Raw genomic sequence first — 16,978 nt, 5'->3', positions numbered from 1 at the left:
TCGACCTGATTAGACTTTTTTATGCCGACTCTGTCTTGCTCCCGATCTGATACAGATCTCCGCAATTTCATAAGAATTGTTTTCGCATGATTGCTGCTGGCGAATAAGAAATCACAGCTCATTGTTGGTGGAGAGCCGGATGAAAAACCGATTTCTCGACGCAAGGTGCGTCACCTAGTCAATGAAAACTTAATGCAAACTCAGTTCTAACCTATTTGAAACGATTATGTCCAAACCTACTAAACTCATACAACATTCTGTCATGGCGCGAGCACTTGCTTTGGCATTCGGCACAGCGCTATTCACTTTCGGCGTATCTGGTAGCAGTATGGCGCAGTCCAACGCTACAGGTACTATTTTCGGTCAGGTCACGGCACAGCCCGGCGTAACGGTAGTGCTTGAAAATGCTGCGACAGGCGTCAGCCGCGTGGTGACTCCTGACGCCAAAGGCAAGTATCAGGCGACCTCGATGCCACCCGGTCGTTATCAAGTCAAATTGATGCGTGACGGAAAAGTCGAAAAAACTTTAGATGTCGAATCGCTGATAGGTCAGGGGGTTGAAGCCTCGTTCAATAGCGAGATTCAGACAGTGACGGTACAAGCGAAAGTGAATCGCATTGACGTTTCCAACACGAATAACGGTACGGTGTTCACTTCTAAAGAATTGATCAAGTTGCCGATGTCGCAGAATGTGCAGGCGATTGTTGCCTTGGCACCAGGAACCATCAAGAACGTTTCGGGTTACTACGGCAATGTTTCTAGTTTCGGTGGCGCTAGCGTCTCTGAAAATGCCTACTACATTAACGGTTTTCCGGTAACGAATATCTTGACGCAAGTCGGTGCATCGGAATTGCCTTTTGGCGCAATCGCCAACGCCCAGGTTTTATCGGGTGGTTATAGCTCGGAGTTTGGCCGCGCGACTGGCGGTGTGGTAAATATCACGACTAAGAGCGGTACCAATAATTGGGAGGTAGGTGCGCGCTTATCAATTGCGCCGTCGAGTTTAAGTGCACGTCAATTAAATACCTATTTCCCCAACACGGGCGACAACCCTAAGACCGATGGTAAGTTGCAGTACTACGCACGTGACAACGCATCAACCAGTAAGACTTTGGGTATCTATGCAGGTGGACCACTGATCAAAAATAAGTTATTTATTTTTACGGCGCTCGAACAAACACGTTCAAACAGTGAATCGGTAGGGGCTAGTTCCGATACTAATTACAACGCCAGCGGCTGGTCGGTTAATAAGGGTGAAGTTGGACGTTATTTGGCGAAGATCGATTACAACTTAACTGACGACCACCATTTTGAATACACCTACATTTTAGATCAATCAAAAAATACTTCATCCAGCTACGGCTTTAATTACACCACACTGACACACGACAATGTGAAACGTAATGGAACGACAGTCTGGAATGCTGGTAATACCCGTGGCGGGAGCGGTGGTAGCAGCCCAGGTAGCACAGATCATATTTTTAAATACACTGGCTATCTTACAGATGATCTGACAATAACTGCTTTGTACGGCAAATCGAATACAACGCCACGTGTGATTCCTTATGGTTATAACCCAGCCATCAGTTCAGTGAGCAGCTCAGTAACCTCCCGTGCTCCTGGTTTGACTTATCCATCAAGTAACCCGCAACCATTTGGTGATCAAGTACGCCCCGATGCGCGCGATGAGCAGCAAACTTTGCGTCTGGATTTGGAATACAAGCTGGGCAATCATGCTTTGCGTGCTGGTATCGATTACAACAAAGCGGCATCATGGGTCGGTGCGACGCGTCCTGGCGGTAAGAGCTATAGCTATCAGTATCATAATAATCCGACGACCTGGATGCCGGGCGGTGCGAATTTGACATTGGCGCAAGGTGGTGGATTTGGTACACAAGGGTATTACGTGTCTGAAGGCACTTATTTCAAATCCGGTGCTCCCACGACCAATCAGTCTGCACAATACATACAAGATCGCTATCAAGTCACGGACAATGTTTTATTGGATTTGGGTTTGCGTAACGAGCAATTTCACAACTACAACAATAAGCAGGAGTTAGTTATTTCGCAGACTCGGCAAATCGCACCGCGCTTAGGTGTGACATGGGATGTAAATCGCGATGGTAGTTTCAAAGCGTTCGCGAATGCTGGACGTTACTTTATGCCAGTACCCACTAATTTGGTAGGTAATATGGGCTCGGAGTTAAAGACGACCACACGCTATTACACTTACACTGGCGTTGATGCGGTAACGGGTTTGCCACAAGGGATGAAGCCTATCAGTGATGTGATTGTGAATATCAATACCTCACCTGATGCTCGCTCGGTGGCAGCAGAAAATATTAAACCATTCTATCAAGATGAAATGTCTATCGGTTTTGAAAAGGCGATTTCTGCGAAATTCAACTTTGGCTTGATGGGAACGTATCGTACATTGCGTACCAGCTACGATGATACTTGCGATCCACGTCCGATTTTTGCCTGGGGTAAGCGTAATGGTTATCCTGATTTAGAAGCTGATACTGGTGGAACGGACAATAGCTTGTACCCATCCTGGTGTATGGTAATCAATACCGGGGAAGCGAATACAGTTTGGTTTGATCCGCATGGTTCTGGTAGCGGCAGTGCCTTAGTAAAAGCGAATTTGACAGCGGAAGATATTGGTCTGCCAAAAGTGAAGCGCACCTATACAGCTTTGAATTTCTTCCTAGAACATCCTTTCCGTGATGGCTGGTACGGTAAGCTCAATTACACCTGGTCGCGCAGTGTTGGTAATACGGAAGGCCAGACTGATTCCGGTGTCGCGGGTGGTGATGTGGGTTTGAGTGCTGGTTCGGATTACAAAGAATTAGCCTACAACGCTTACGGTCCTTTATCCGGTGATCGTACGCATGTGATTAAAGCTTACGGCTTCTATCAAGTTGCGACTGAATGGATGATTGGTGCCAATCTGCAGGTGGCCTCAGGTCGTCCACGCAATTGTCTTGGTCAATTGCCAGAATCTGCAGGGCAAGATGTCGGCCATTATGCGGGCAATTATTTCTTCTTCTGCGATGCTGATGGTGGCAAGCCATCACCACGTGGAAGTCGTGGTCGTTTGCCTTGGACCACGCAATTGGATATGAATTTATCGTATCAACCATTGGCGATCAAAGGGCTGAATTTGAAAGTGGATGTGTTTAATGTATTTGATAGCCGTACCTTCAACTCTGAAAACAGCGGCTCGAATAGTGGTAGCGGTAATATTAGTCCAACTTACTTACAAGGTGGTAATCGCATAGGTCCACGCTCTGCACGTTTGACGGCTGAATACAATTACAAATTCTAATCTTGATTCGGGGGAATCGTATCGTCTGTTAATCCTCAGTGACTATAGGCGATACTTGTATCTGCGCTCTCAGCATGTTACCTTGGCTGAGAGCGCTTTTTTTCTTTGTTTGCTAAAAAATTTCTATGAACATCAGCCTATCTACCTACCTCTCTCCCATTCCCTTGATTGCAATTTTGCGCGGTATACAAAGTAGTGAATGCGTTGATATTGCACGAGCGATTTATGCTGCTGGTTTTCGTTGTATAGAAATTCCGTTGAACTCGCCAGATGCCATTACCAGCATCGCGTTGCTGGTACAACATTTACCTAAAGATTGCCTGATAGGGGCAGGTACCGTGATGACGCCTGATCAAGTCGCTGCGGTACATCAGACAGGTGCCCGATTGATTGTGATGCCACATGCAGACACGGAAGTGATTCGTGCAGCCAAAGGACTGGACATGCTATGCACACCTGGCGTGGCTACATTAACGGAAGCGTTCGCCGCCTTGCATGCTGGTGCTGACGCTTTGAAATTATTTCCCTCCGAAAGCGTACCGCCCTCAGTCTTGAAAGCTTGGCGTTCTGTCTTGCCAGCGCAGACTATTTGTTTGCCAGTTGGTGGTGTAAAACCGGACGGTATACAAGCGTATGTCGATGCTGGCGCGCAGGGATTTGGCTTGGGTTCGAATTTGTATAAAGCATCTTGGAATGCGATGCAGGTAAAGGCGAATGCGGAGGCCTACGTTCTTGCATGGCAAGCTTTATCTACCGCTTAACTCCTTATAGTCTGACGGCATTCTATTTGAAAAGAAGAGCGCATTTTATGTCGAAATGCGCTCTTTTTTCTTTGATTTTTTCTTTCGCTAAATCGCAATTTTATTCAGTTAATTCATCATCTAATTTTTCTTGATGAACGCTTAAACATTCCTCGCTGTTGCGCTTTTTATTTTTCCTTTATCTTTCATCAGTACGACACACTTTGTATGCCTGCGCGAATTTTTTTTGCGAGTCTTTCTGATGGTGTCCCTACATACGCATCGATATTCAAAAAAAGGAGATAGGAATGAAACTGAAGAAAATAGTGATCGCGCTCACCGCTGTTGGTTATGCCTCAATCGCTTGTGCTTATGCTCAAGAGGTACAAGAAAAACTTGAGAAAAAAGAAGAGAAAGTACAAAGAGTTGAAGTGACAGGCTCCAGCATTAAACGCGTGAATGCCGAAACTGCATCACCAGTGCAAATCATAGATGCAAAACAAATCGAACATATGGGCGCCCGTACTCTGTTGCAAGTACTTGACAATCTGCCTGCCGCCCGGCCAGCACAACAAGATTTTCGTTCCATGTTCACAGGTTCCGATGGTGCCTCGCAAGCGAACTTGCGTGGGCTAGGCGCGCAAGGTACTTTGATTTTATTGAATGGCCGCCGCCTGTCTTTTTACGGTGCGCCAGAAGGCTTTCAAACGCAATTCGTGAACATAGATGCGATCCCCGCTGCGGCAATTGAACGCATGGAAGTACTGACCGATGGCGCTTCCGCTGTGTATGGATCTGATGCGGTGGCAGGTGTGATCAATATCATTACCAAAAAATCTTATAATGGTTTGCAGGCCAGTGCGACTTTCGACAGTTCACGCGATGTGAAATCCTATGGTGAACGTCAGGCTAGTGCTCTGTTTGGTTTCGGTGATTTAAGTCAGGATAAATACAATATTTATGGTTCGGTGAATTTGTATAAGCGCGACCGCATCGCATTAGAAGACACTTACCTGAAACGTCCGGAACAATTTTATATTAACAATCCCAGCTATATCACTAACTTCCGCCTCACTGAAGGTAGTCAGCCGGGGCAATTAAATCCCGGTACGCTGTTTGTGTTTGATAAAAATGCGAATAATAAACGCTACCAACAAGCCGCTGCAGGTTGTTCCACTTTTATTACTGAAGGCTCAGGCACCCGATGTGTTTGGAATACACTGCCTTACGCTTTAGATACGGGGCCAAAGTCAGATCGAGCCACTGTTTTTGTCAGCGGACGTTTACAACTGGCAAACGATTGGGAAGGCTTTGGTGAGCTTGCCTTTACCGATATTGATATGCGCGGAGCGAATGGCCCTCGTTCATTTAATAGTGGCGGCGGCACGGCGAATTGGTATTCACGTAACACGGGGACGACACTTAACACGTTTACTTATCCTTACTTAGGGCCGAATAATGTGTACTTGAAAAACATGAGTGCCGATCTCAAAGATAAAATGGGCGGTGCAGCTGGCTTAACGTATCTGATGCAAGATGCTAAAGGTCATTTCGGTCAACAAAATACTGATAAAACCTATCGCGCCATGGCAGGTGTTCGTGGATCATTAGGTCAATGGGACTTTGAATCGGCATTGGCGGTCGCCGGCAGTCATTCCACTCTGTATCAAACTATTAATGTGAACAAAGATGGCTTTGAAAAAGCCTTCGGCCCATTCACTGTGGATCCGGTGACCAAGCGTACTTACATCGCAGATAATCCCGCCTATCAATTTGGTGTTATCAGCGAAAAAAATGCAGAGCTCTTACGCCAAGCCTACCCCACGTTTGACATTCAATCCTGGACTAAATTAGTGACCTGGGACGCAAAACTCGAAGGTAGTTTGTTTAAAATGCCGGCGGGAGATGCGCGTGCGGCTTTCGGTGTTAACTTGATGCGCGAAGAATTTGAAACGCCAGGCAATAAAGATGCTGCCGACGGCAAGATCACGCAACAAGGTGGCTCCTGGTTTGATGGTTCTCGTACGATAGCTGCGGTATTTGGGGAAGCAATTTTCCCCTTGGCGAAAAATTTGGAAGTGAACACGGCAGCCCGGATTGATAAATATCCAAATTTCGCAGCGAACCTGGCGCCAAAAATTGGTGTCAGCTATCGACCCATTACAGATCTGCTGATACGCAGCACTTATTCTCAAGGATTCCGTGCACCGAATTTGGCGGAATCTGGTGTTGGTGGGGTTTACGCTCAACGAGGAGGTATGCGTGACACCGTGCGTTGCGATGAGACGAATGCCATTGCAAAAACTTTGATGAAATCGGTTAGCACCACTGATCAGGATTTGGGCAAGTCTTTATTGAATTCAAACTGCAGTATTAACATCGGTGGATTGACACCGCCGAATCCTAACCTGCAACCGGAAAAAGCCAAAATCAGCACCTTAGGTTTGGTCTATCAAGCAAGCAAACAGTTTGATATTTCGGCTGACTATTGGTTCGTGTATCGCCGCAATGAAATCGTTCGTCAGGATTTTACTGAAGTGTACGATCAGGCAGTTGAAAAATATGGACCTGCATTGATCGGCGCGCCGAATGCGGTACGTGCACCGATTACGGATTTCGACAAAGCGAATATGGCAGCGGTCGCGGGTATGTGTGCGAATCCAGCCAATGCCGCGGCGTGCGCGGGTGGTGTGCCTAAATATTCCGTCGGTATTTTGGCGGGCTTAACGAATAAGTATATGAATCGCGGCCGCACCATGATAGATGGTTTTGATATTGACGCGCATGCACGTTTTGATCTTGGGACTTACGGTAAATTGAGTTTCGGTTCGTCCGCGACCATCATGAATCGCAATGCGTATAACGGCGATGATGGTTACGGATTTTCACAAAACTATGTTGGCTATTATGGCAATCCAAAATTGCGGGCAAACCTCAATGTTGATTGGCAGTATGGCGACTTCAGCAGCAGCGTGTTCGTGAATTACACCGGCGGATCAAAGTGGGCCTATGACAAGAATGATGAGGAAAACAATAATCCTCAATCGTGTACAGCAGCCGATGTTCCAGTCGCACCGAATAATTGTGGCGGCGCACCTGCATTTAAAACTGTGAACTTGAATTTCGCTTGGACACCAGTGAAAGATCTGCGTTTAGGTTTGAATATCAAGAATGTCTTGAATACCAAACCTTTCTATGATCCTTACGGTTGGGAAGGCTACAACCACGGTTTGAATTTGTTTGGTCGTGTGATTAGCGTGTCGGCGAGTTACAAGTTTATGTAATTTTGTAATCGTATTGTTGCGCCCTGTTGGGCTTCGCTTCACTTAGTGGCAATCTACAGTCGATGTAGCTTGGTGCTAAGTAGAGCGAAGCCCAATAATTTACAGAGATTCCCAAAATACTTTTAAGCACCAAGCCAGGGCAAATCTGCCGCGCACCAGCCTCCCACCGTTTTGCGGTGGCCATGCGCATCCTTATCACCCTCAAAACCTTGCAAAATATCAAAGCAGGCCGTGTAGCCATTTTCAGTCGCCAACTTTGCACCATGTCGTGATCGCACACCTGAACGACATAGAAATAATATTGCAATATTTTTGTCGCTCACGGCAGCTTCAAGTTGCGCTATGAAGTCGGGATTTGGCGTGCCACCAGGATAGAGACTCCATTGCACTGCTTTGTGTTGGTCTTCATTGATATTGACGCGGCCTACCCAGTCTCGTTCAGCGTTAGTGCGCACGTCGACTAGTACTACCGGCTGACTTCCTCGTAAAAGTTGGTAGGCCTCCTCAGGTGTTACAGCGCCGGCGTAAGGCAGGTTTTGTTCTTGTCCGCGTTGTTTTGCCTTGTCGATGATCTCGTTCATCTATTCCTCCGTCTTATCGTAAATTTATATTAAGAAAGTGATTTCTTTCGCCTGAATGTCTGATGCGATAGGTCCACCCGTAGCCGGTATTTGATTTATATGCCAACAGGCTCTGGTCAATCTTGAGAATCTTACCAAAAGCCTAGGGCCTGTTGACATAAATTTTAGTTAAGCGTTTCAATCAAAACGCAGGATGGCAAGGGTGTAGCAGGGGTTTCGCATAGCGTAGCGATGTGCCTGCGAAACAGTCATCGCATACTTGCGATGATGCGCCTTGCAAAGGCATCTCGCCGCTGCGGCTGGGCGCCCCAGCAAGAGATGCAACGCTGTCCATCGTGCGTTTTGATTGAAACCCTCCGGGAATGGCTCAAATGAGTACATGGCGTTGTTGCAATCTGCTTATAGTGCTCACACTACGGCGCAGCTTGCGGTGCAGTCAGGGCTTCGAGCAGCATGCGGCTCGCTGACGCAACGAAGCATCCTTGCAAGGATGCTTTCCCACAAGCGATAGCCTAGCCCTGTGCTCATTTGCGCACATTCGCTTACCTAAAATATATGTCAACAGGCCCTTGGGCCAGCGTTGCTCATTTCTTTCAAGGCTTAGTCCCAGCTTTCTAGAGGGAGATCGGAATAGGCACTTTCACTTTGTAGGTAATGGTAACTTTGCAATATTTTGAATCAGTACGCGCACTATTTTAAAGCATTATTTTTGCACTGAAATGGTGCTTTCTGGATTGTTAGCCCCGATTTGGTGCGTGATATATTTTATTAAATTATTAATTTGTCGAGTAGAATTTGATTTTCCCATATAAAACAAAGACTTAATATTGCTGATTTTATTGCCTTCTTTGACTTGTACGTGGCACGCTTTCTGCTAATATCCTCGACGTATTCTCGTTTCCTGTTTGCATTGTGATGGTGCGTTTTTGAAATGCCAGTGTCATATAGTGAGCAGAGAATTGAGATTAGTTGCAGTAATTTTGCGTTTTTACGCATACTTTGTATCGGTGCGGTAGTTCTTACACTTATTTTTGAACGATTATTTTGAACGATTGAAGGAGTTTCAAATGGCAATGACCCCAGCAGAAGTGTTGAAGATGGCGAAAGACAACGAAGTAAAATTTGTTGATTTCCGTTTCGCTGACACACGCGGTAAAGAACAGCACGTGACAGTGCCTATTTCTCACTTCGATATCGATAAATTCGAATCAGGTCATGCATTTGACGGCTCTTCTATCGCAGGTTGGAAAGGTATTGAAGCGTCTGACATGTTGTTGATGCCAGATCCAAACACAGCCAACATCGATCCATTCATGGAAGAGACAACCTTGTTTATGCAATGTGACGTGATCGAACCAGCCGACGGCAAAGGTTACGACCGCGATCCACGTTCTATCGCAAAACGCGCTGAAGCGTATTTAAAATCATCCGGTATCGGTGATACGGCTTACTTCGGCCCAGAACCAGAATTCTTCATTTTTGACAGCGTACGTTGGAAAATTGATATGTCTGGCTGTTTCGTGAAGATTGATTCTGATGAAGCATCATGGACAACTGGCGAAAAACTCGAAGGCGGTAACACAGGTCACCGTCCAACCGTCAAAGGCGGCTATTTCCCAGTGCCACCAGTCGACAGCTTTCAAGATATGCGTTCTGAAATGTGCCTGATCTTGGAATCCTTGGGTATCCCGGTCGAAGTACATCACCATGAAGTAGCTGGGGCAGGCCAAAACGAAATCGGTACTAAGTTTTCTACTTTGGTAGAACGCGCAGACTGGACACAGAACTTGAAATATGTTGTATGGAACGTAGCGCATACTTACGGTAAAACAGCGACCTTCATGCCTAAGCCTATCGTTGGCGACAATGGTTCTGGTATGCATGTACATCAATCTATTTGGAAAGATGGCAAAAACCTGTTCGCAGGCGATGGCTATGCTGGTTTGTCCGAATTCGCCTTGTTCTACATCGGCGGTATCATCAAACATGCGAAAGCATTGAACGCGATCACCAATCCTGGCACTAACTCTTACAAGCGTTTGGTTCCTGGCTATGAGGCACCGGTGAAATTGGCTTATTCTGCGAAAAATCGTTCTGCCTCTATCCGTATTCCTTACGTGGCAAATCCAAAAGGCCGCCGCGTTGAAGCGCGTTTCCCAGATCCATTGGCGAATCCATATTTGTGTTTCGCGGCCTTGATGATGGCTGGTTTAGATGGCGTGCAAAACAAAATTCATCCTGGTGAAGCGGCTTCTAAAGATTTGTACCATTTGCCACCAGAAGAAGACGCATTGATCCCAACAGTCTGTGCGTCTTTGGAAGAAGCTTTGGATGCATTGAACAAAGATCGCGAATTCTTGACACGCGGTGGTGTGTTCAGCGAAAGCATGATTGATGCTTATATCGAATTGAAGATGCAAGATGTGCAGCGTATGCGTATGACCACGCATCCAGCTGAGTTTGATATGTATTACTCTCTGTAATTTGTGGATTAAAAGAAGCGGGGCATGCCCCGCTTTTTTATTTCAATATTAGGTTTTTGTAGGCCTGTATGTTTGAGTTCTGGTTGAAATGAGCTTGGTAATTGTGCAAAATCGTCGCTTGGCATACACTAAGCCTGTTATTCACCACAAAGCGACACACTATGAAGCAATATTTGATCGGACTAGGTTTCTTGTTTGCCTTCTGCTCTTCTGCATATGCTCAGATCTATGTCTGCACAGATGCAAATGGTAAGAAAGACTATCGTAATACTGGTGTGACTAAGGGCTGTAAGCTATTGGATTTGCCTAGCAATGCGGTGCCAGCTCCGGCTAGCGCGAATAAAAAATCTGCTGCGGTTAAAGCAAGCTCAAGTCCTGCAAATTTTCCTAAGGTCGATAGTGGTACTCAGAAAGCGCGTGATTCTGACCGTAAGTTGATTTTGAACGAAGAGTTGAAAGTTGAAGAGCAAAAATTAGAGGCTCTGAAGAAGGAATATAACGGTGGTGAAGTAGAACGTCGTGCCGATGAGCGCATGCCAGCAAAGTACGTAGAGCGCGTCAATAATCTGAAAAATGATATCGCACGGACAGAAAAAAATATTGAGGCATTAAAACGTGAGATCAGCAATCTTAAGTAAGAACTTGACCTGCACTACCCTCAAAAAAGGTCGCAATCGCGACCTTTTTTATTTTGAAAATGTTTAATTTTAGTAATGTCTGAGTCCATGAATCAATTTGCCGGATTAGAGTTGCTTGCTTCTGCGGTGCTGGTGTTAAATCCCCAGGGATGCATTGTGCATGCCAATCCCGCTGCAGAGAACTTATTAGAGCGCCCCTCTAAATTACTGCTGAATACCCAACTCAGTGATTTATTTCTGAATGGTGATGAGCTACTTGATGGATTTCAACAAGCCATAGAACATCAATTTGCCGACAAAAGGCAGGATCTTATTTTAGAGCGCAATGGCCGTGAACCACTCCATGTGTATAGCATCGTAACAGCCCTGGATCTCCCTGATACCCCGGTCTTGATTGAGTTGCGCGAAAATGTGCAACAACTGAAGCTCGACCGTGAAGAGCGTATGCAGGATCAAAATAAAGAGAATAAAGAATTGATTCGCAATCTGGCACATGAGATTAAAAATCCTCTCGGGGGTATTCGTGGCGCGGCACAGTTATTAGAACTGGAATTGCCGGAACGTGATGCCAAAGAGTTGCGTGAATACACGCAGGTAATTATTAAAGAAGCCGATCGCTTGCAAGTCTTGGTTGACCGTTTGTTGGCACCGAACCGTTTGCCGCAAGTGATTGCTGACGTGAATATTCACGAAGTCTGTGAGCGTGTCCGTAGCTTAATCGTGGCGGAATTTTCAAAAGGCTTAGTGATTAAGCGTGACTATGATTTGTCTATCCCTGAGTTTCGGGGTGATCAACAGCAGTTGATTCAGGCGGTGCTCAATATCGCGCATAACGCGGCGCAAGCCTTGGTCATGCGCATGGCAGACGGTGATGCGGAGATTATTTTTAAGACTCGAGTGGTACGTCAGGTGACACTAGCCAAGGTGCGTTACAGGCTGGCATTAGATTTGCATATCATTGATAACGGCCCTGGTATTCCACCCGCGATTCGTGACCGGATTTTTTACCCTCTGGTGTCGGGACGTGATGGTGGAAGTGGTTTGGGTCTGACCTTGGCGCAAGCTTTTATTACGCAACATGCAGGTGTGATTGATTGTGAGAGTCGACCGGGCTGTACTGATTTCCGTATATTGATTCCTTTGCCTTGAGCGTTTTTTTTGCGTTTGCACCGCATTTGCAATGTGTTTGCACCGTGCTTGTGCAGCACTTGCGCTATAACTGAATTTATTCTTTGGAATGCTAAGCAATGATGAAAACCATTTGGATTGTGGACGACGATGATTCGATACGTTGGGTGTTGGAAAAAGCGTTGGCGCGTGAAGGCTTAGTGACGCGCAGCTTTACTAATCCAGACGATGTCCTGTCGGCGTTGGATGAAGAGCAGCCACAAGTTTTGGTATCCGACATACGTATGAATGGCGCTTCTGGGCTCGATCTTCTGCAAACGATTAAGCAACGCCTGCCTAGTTTGCCCGTGATTATCATGACCGCTTTTTCTGATCTGGACTCCGCTGTGGCGGCGTTCAAGGGCGGCGCATTTGAATACCTAGCGAAACCATTTGATCTGTCAAAAGCGGTTGAGTTGATTCGACGTGCGCTGGAGGAGAGTGCTCGCGAGACTACGGTAGAGCAAATTCACGATGTTGAAACTGAGATACTCGGCCACGCAGCTGCGATGCAAGAAGTATTTCGGGCGATAGGACGTTTGTCGCAATCGAGTGTGACGGTGTTGATTACCGGTGAATCAGGTAGTGGTAAGGAATTGGTGGCGCGTGCTTTACATAAGCATAGTCCGCGAGTGAATCAGCCTTTTATTGCATTGAATACGGCAGCGATTCCCAAAGATCTTTTGGAGTCTGAATTATTTGGTCATGAGCGCGGCGCGTTCACTGGCGCGCAGACAGCCCGGCGTGGTCGATTTGAGCAAGCCGAAGGCGGCACGCTGTTCTTGGACGAAATCGGTGATATGCCATTTGACTTGCAGACGCGATTATTGCGAGTTCTATCCGACGGACATTTCTATCGTGTTGGTGGGCATCAGCCATTAAAAGCGAATGTGCGTTTGATCGCAGCGACCCATCAAAATCTGGAAGCGCGCGTCAAAGAAGGTGTATTTCGCGAAGACTTATTTCATCGCCTGAATGTGATACGGCTGCGTGTACCTAGTTTGCGTGAGCGTCGTGAAGATATCCCTGTGCTGGCAAAACACTTTTTGATGCAAAGTGCAAAACAATTGGGCGTGGATGCAAAGCGCCTGTCCGATCATGCCTTAACATATATTTCGCATTTGGATTTTCCGGGTAATGTGCGCCAGTTAGAGAACTTGTGTAATTGGATTACGGTGATGGCGCCAGGTCAGGTGGTTGAGGTCTTGGATTTGCCAGGTGAGTTACTGCCCATAGATCAAGATCTGGGGGCGCACAAACAAGGTGCGAATTATGCACCTGAAGTTAGCGCAACAATGCAGAGTGCTTCGTCCTGGAGCGTTGCGTTAGAGCGCCAGGCAGGAGAACTTCTAAATCAAGATGTCGCAGAAGTGATGAATAAATTGAGCCGGGAATTTGAGACAGTTCTGATCAAGGCAGCGTTGAAACATACACATGGACGCAAGAATGACGCAGCGATTCGTTTGGGTATAGGTAGAAATACTATAAGCCGGAAAATTCAAGAGTTAGGAATTGAGGGTGTGAAAGATGAATAGCTGGTGAATGGGTTGTCGTTTTTTTGTAAAGATTAATTGATTGTAAATGTTCCCCTAAGGTATTTTACAGAGTATGATTTCTGTGTGCAGATGCTTATAAGCGGTTTCTGGAGAATGTCCACACTTCCCAGATTTTACGGGCTTAGTCTGCACTAAGTCTTCAATTCGCCTGAGACTTTTTTGTATTTGTTTAGCATTTGTTTGGCTCAGGGCATTTTTGATGGTGAAATAATTTGCTGTAATACTTAGGGGATTTTTATGAATTTCGACGCACTATTCCAGCAACAAAACGCATTGCCTACGATTCCAAAAGTAGTGCAAGAAGTCATTGATAGTTTTAATAATGAAGATGTCTCGATTGATGTGATCGCCAGTAAGCTGGCAGCCGATCAGGTGTTAAGTGCGAAGTTATTGCGACTGGCCAATTCTTCCTATTACCATGCTTCACGTAGTGTAGGGACGGTAGATGATGCGGTTCTGATGTTGGGATTTATGACGGTTCGGACTTTGGTCATCAGTAGTGGTTTAACGGGCGGGTTTAAAGCGATGCCTGGTGTAGACTTGAAGCAGTTTTGGCGCTATAGCATGCATACAGCGGTCATCGCAAAGTGGATCGCAAAAAAAGTACAAGGAAATTCAGATTTTGCTTTTACTGTCGGTTTAATGCATGCAATTGGCCAGTTAGTCATGCACGCTGCGATGCCAGAGCAAACGCTGCAAATTGATAAGATCGCCGGTCCTTTAGACTCACGTCGCCTGGACGTGGAAAAAACGTCTTTTGGCTATGATTATTCCGATGTTGGTGCCGAGTTGGCCAAGCGTTGGCGTTTCCCTGATAATTTTGCCAGCGTCATTAAAGCTTTCCCCGAACCTCTATCGCACGATACTTTTGAGCCTATGGCTGCGGTGATTCATTTGGCTGTCTGGTGCGCTCGCGCTGAAGAGAATAAGTATTCACGGGAAGAGCGGGAGGCAACCATCCCTTCTGAAGTGCTGGCTAAATTAGGCTTGAATGCATCAGTACTTTTGGATGATATGCCACCAGTGGCAGAATTGGCGGCTGGATTGGAAGATTTGGTGAATTAAATTTGATCGCTGATTGATTTCTGCGACGATCTCATTTTTGGGTGAGATCGTCGTGTTTGACATGTGTAGTAAGTGAGTGGCTGAGTTTTTTTTCAGACACTCTTTTTTATGCGTATTTCTTTTCCAAGCTAAGTGCCAGCGCTTCTGCTACTTTTATCCCATCAATTGCCGCAGAGAGTATCCCCCCGGCGTAGCCAGCACCTTCGCCTGCTGGGTAGAGTCCTTTGGTGTTGAGACTTTGAAGATCATTATCCTTTCGTTTAATCCGAATGGGGGAGGAGGTGCGTGTTTCAACGCCAGTGAGAATCGCATCTTTTAGCGAAAAACCCTTAATTTGTTTGTCGAATTCTGGAATGGCCTCGCGCATCGCTTCGATTGCGAATGCAGGTAGCGCGTCAGCCAAATTGCACAAGGTGATTCCCGGCTTGTATGAAGGAATGACATCGCCAAGCTCAGTTGAGGGGCGATTTGCTAAGAAGTCGCCTATCAATTGTCCCGGCGCATTATAAGTACTGCCCCCGAGAATAAATGCTTTGCTTTCGAGTTCACGCTGAAGCGCAATGCCTGCAAGTGGATCTCCTGGATAGTCGATTTCGGGAGAAATGCCGACGACGATAGCGCTATTTGCATTGCGTTCATTGCGTGAATATTGACTCATTCCATTTGTGACAACGCGCCCAGGTTCAGACGTGGCTGCAACTACAGTACCGCCCGGACACATACAGAAACTATATACAGAGCGACCATTTTTCGCGTGGTGGACTAATTTGTAGTCGGCCGCGCCAAGAATTTTATTTCCTGCGTTGGAGCCAAAGCGCGCCTTATCAATAATGGATTGCGGGTGCTCAATTCGAAAGCCGATAGAGAATGGTTTAGCTTCGACATAAATCCCTTTGGCATGAACTAGTTCAAAGGTGTCGCGTGCGCTATGCCCTACTGCAAGTACGACATGATCAGTTTGGATTTTTTCATGGTCGTTGACTGTCAGCCCACAAATCTCACCATTTTGTATGTCGAAATCGGTTACTTTTTGTTCGAAGCGAATTTCACCGCCTAATTCAATAATATTTGCACGCATTTCTTCTATCATCTTGACTAGGCGAAAGGTGCCGATATGTGGCTTGCTGACATACATAATTTCTTCGGGTGCTCCCGACTTGACGAACTCAGTCAATACTTTGCGCCCATAGTGCTTGGGGTCTTTAATTTGACTATAGAGTTTGCCGTCGGAGAACGTGCCAGCACCGCCTTCGCCGAATTGAACATTGGACTCGGGATTTAATTCGCGCTTGCGCCATAGTCCCCAAGTATCTTTAGTGCGCTCTCGCACAGCTTTGCCACGCTCTAATACTATGGGCTTAAATCCCATCTGGGCCAGTATCAATGCCGCAAATAATCCGCAGGGGCCAAACCCTATAACTACCGGTCGAGGATAACTGCCTGCTTTTGCATGCGTGACAAATTTATAGCTGGTGTCTGGCGTTTTGGAGATCTTATTTTGACCTTGCACACTCTTGAGTTTATGCAATAGAGCTTCGTCGTCAGCCACTTCTACGTCGATCGTATATATGAGAACGATAGCCGTCTTTTTGCGTGCGTCATAGCTGCGCTTAAATATAGTGAAGCTAATTAGTCCTTCGGCGCCGATTTTTAGGCGTGTGAGAATTGCCTCTTTTAAATCAGCTTCTTCATGGTCAAGTGGGAGTTGTATGTCGGTCAGGCGTAACATAATAAGCGTGCTCAATAAATCAAACGCGTATTTTAACTGTTACTGAATAAATGCCCCAAATAATCTAAGCTTGCTTAAATAGGTAAATCTTTGCTATAGTTCGCCTCCCGCAGAAATGCGGGGTTGAAATAAGAAGACATGCAAGTAGTAGTTCGTTGATTTCCTAAGGTTTAAATTGAAGTTGAAGAAACTAAAATTTAAACGATGTTAAAAACAGGGGGTTGACGGAAATTTAGAAGTGCTGCATAATCTCATTTCTCTGCTGCTGACGAACACAACGCTTCGTCGCAAAAAACAAAAACCTTCGGGTGAGTTTAGGTAGAAAAGAATAAGATCTTTAACAATTAACAGTCAATAAATGTGGGCACTTGATAATGAAGCGACTAGCTACTTCGGTAGTTAGGAAA

The 16,978-nt window shown here is 46.1% G+C and carries 10 protein-coding genes; 8 read left to right on the top strand and 2 right to left on the bottom strand.

Annotated elements, in window-relative coordinates; translation table 11 throughout:
• The first annotated feature begins 226 nt into the window (after positions 1–226).
• The 3 genes from AC1RR2_RS15365 to AC1RR2_RS15355 all read left to right on the top strand — a co-directional run bounded on the left by AC1RR2_RS15365 (position 227) and on the right by AC1RR2_RS15355 (position 7,352).
• A complete protein-coding gene (locus AC1RR2_RS15365) occupies positions 227–3,328 on the top strand; it encodes a TonB-dependent receptor (RefSeq protein WP_493223147.1) in 3,102 nt (1,033 codons plus the stop codon).
• 125 nt (positions 3,329–3,453) lie between these two features.
• Positions 3,454–4,089: a 2-dehydro-3-deoxy-6-phosphogalactonate aldolase gene (locus tag AC1RR2_RS15360; protein ID WP_493223146.1), complete on the top strand. Its 636-nt coding sequence runs from the start codon at positions 3,454–3,456 to the stop codon at positions 4,087–4,089.
• Between the two features lie 287 nt (positions 4,090–4,376).
• Positions 4,377–7,352, top strand: coding sequence for a TonB-dependent receptor plug domain-containing protein (locus AC1RR2_RS15355; RefSeq protein ID WP_493223145.1), 2,976 nt, complete (start codon positions 4,377–4,379; stop codon positions 7,350–7,352).
• A gap of 122 nt (positions 7,353–7,474) precedes the next feature.
• Here AC1RR2_RS15355 and AC1RR2_RS15350 read toward each other — a convergent pair whose 3' ends face one another.
• Complete coding sequence (locus AC1RR2_RS15350; protein WP_493223144.1) at positions 7,475–7,933, bottom strand: rhodanese-like domain-containing protein; 459 nt, start codon at positions 7,931–7,933, stop codon at positions 7,475–7,477.
• A 1,067-nt stretch (positions 7,934–9,000) separates the two neighbouring features.
• Between AC1RR2_RS15350 and glnA the strand changes: the two genes are divergently transcribed.
• The 5 genes from glnA (at position 9,001) to AC1RR2_RS15325 (ending at position 14,842) form a co-directional block, all read left to right on the top strand.
• Positions 9,001–10,416 carry a type I glutamate--ammonia ligase gene (gene glnA / locus AC1RR2_RS15345; protein WP_422996015.1) on the top strand — a complete coding sequence of 472 codons (1,416 nt, stop codon included), beginning with the start codon at positions 9,001–9,003 and terminating at the stop codon, positions 10,414–10,416.
• Positions 10,417–10,577: 161 nt separating this feature from the next.
• Positions 10,578–11,054, top strand: a complete 477-nt coding sequence (locus AC1RR2_RS15340) for a DUF4124 domain-containing protein (protein WP_493223143.1) — start codon at positions 10,578–10,580, stop codon at positions 11,052–11,054.
• A 75-nt stretch (positions 11,055–11,129) separates the two neighbouring features.
• Positions 11,130–12,203 carry a nitrogen regulation protein NR(II) gene (gene glnL / locus AC1RR2_RS15335; RefSeq protein WP_493223142.1) on the top strand — a complete coding sequence of 358 codons (1,074 nt, stop codon included), beginning with the start codon at positions 11,130–11,132 and terminating at the stop codon, positions 12,201–12,203.
• Between the two features lie 101 nt (positions 12,204–12,304).
• Positions 12,305–13,756 carry a nitrogen regulation protein NR(I) gene (gene ntrC, locus AC1RR2_RS15330; RefSeq protein ID WP_493223229.1) on the top strand — a complete coding sequence of 484 codons (1,452 nt, stop codon included), beginning with the start codon at positions 12,305–12,307 and terminating at the stop codon, positions 13,754–13,756.
• Between the two features lie 258 nt (positions 13,757–14,014).
• On the top strand, positions 14,015–14,842 hold the full coding sequence (locus AC1RR2_RS15325) for an HDOD domain-containing protein (RefSeq protein ID WP_493223141.1): 828 nt from the start codon (positions 14,015–14,017) through the stop codon (positions 14,840–14,842).
• 106 nt (positions 14,843–14,948) lie between these two features.
• Here the strand turns inward: AC1RR2_RS15325 and AC1RR2_RS15320 are convergent, their stop codons facing one another.
• The gene (locus AC1RR2_RS15320) at positions 14,949–16,571 is read right to left on the bottom strand and encodes an NAD(P)/FAD-dependent oxidoreductase (RefSeq protein WP_493223140.1); all 1,623 of its coding nucleotides are present in this window, start codon (positions 16,569–16,571) and stop codon (positions 14,949–14,951) included.
• Positions 16,572–16,978 lie beyond the last annotated feature (407 nt).

This window comes from Undibacterium sp. GW821-FHT11H02 (genome assembly GCF_058808015.1).
This window is presented reverse-complemented; position numbering and strand designations above follow the sequence as displayed.

Bases quoted from the DNA above. Each gene is read 5' to 3' on its own strand.
- AC1RR2_RS15355 (WP_493223145.1), top strand. From the start codon at position 4,377: ATGAAACTGAAGAAAATAGTGATCGCGCTCACCGCTGTTGGTTATGCC.
- AC1RR2_RS15365 (WP_493223147.1), top strand. From the start codon at position 227: ATGTCCAAACCTACTAAACTCATACAACATTCTGTCATGGCGCGAGCA.
- AC1RR2_RS15320 (WP_493223140.1), bottom strand. From the start codon at position 16,571: ATGTTACGCCTGACCGACATACAACTCCCACTTGACCATGAAGAAGCT.
- AC1RR2_RS15325 (WP_493223141.1), top strand. From the start codon at position 14,015: ATGAATTTCGACGCACTATTCCAGCAACAAAACGCATTGCCTACGATT.
- glnL (WP_493223142.1), top strand. From the start codon at position 11,130: ATGTCTGAGTCCATGAATCAATTTGCCGGATTAGAGTTGCTTGCTTCT.
- AC1RR2_RS15360 (WP_493223146.1), top strand. From the start codon at position 3,454: ATGAACATCAGCCTATCTACCTACCTCTCTCCCATTCCCTTGATTGCA.
- AC1RR2_RS15340 (WP_493223143.1), top strand. From the start codon at position 10,578: ATGAAGCAATATTTGATCGGACTAGGTTTCTTGTTTGCCTTCTGCTCT.
- glnA (WP_422996015.1), top strand. From the start codon at position 9,001: ATGGCAATGACCCCAGCAGAAGTGTTGAAGATGGCGAAAGACAACGAA.
- ntrC (WP_493223229.1), top strand. From the start codon at position 12,305: ATGAAAACCATTTGGATTGTGGACGACGATGATTCGATACGTTGGGTG.
- AC1RR2_RS15350 (WP_493223144.1), bottom strand. From the start codon at position 7,933: ATGAACGAGATCATCGACAAGGCAAAACAACGCGGACAAGAACAAAAC.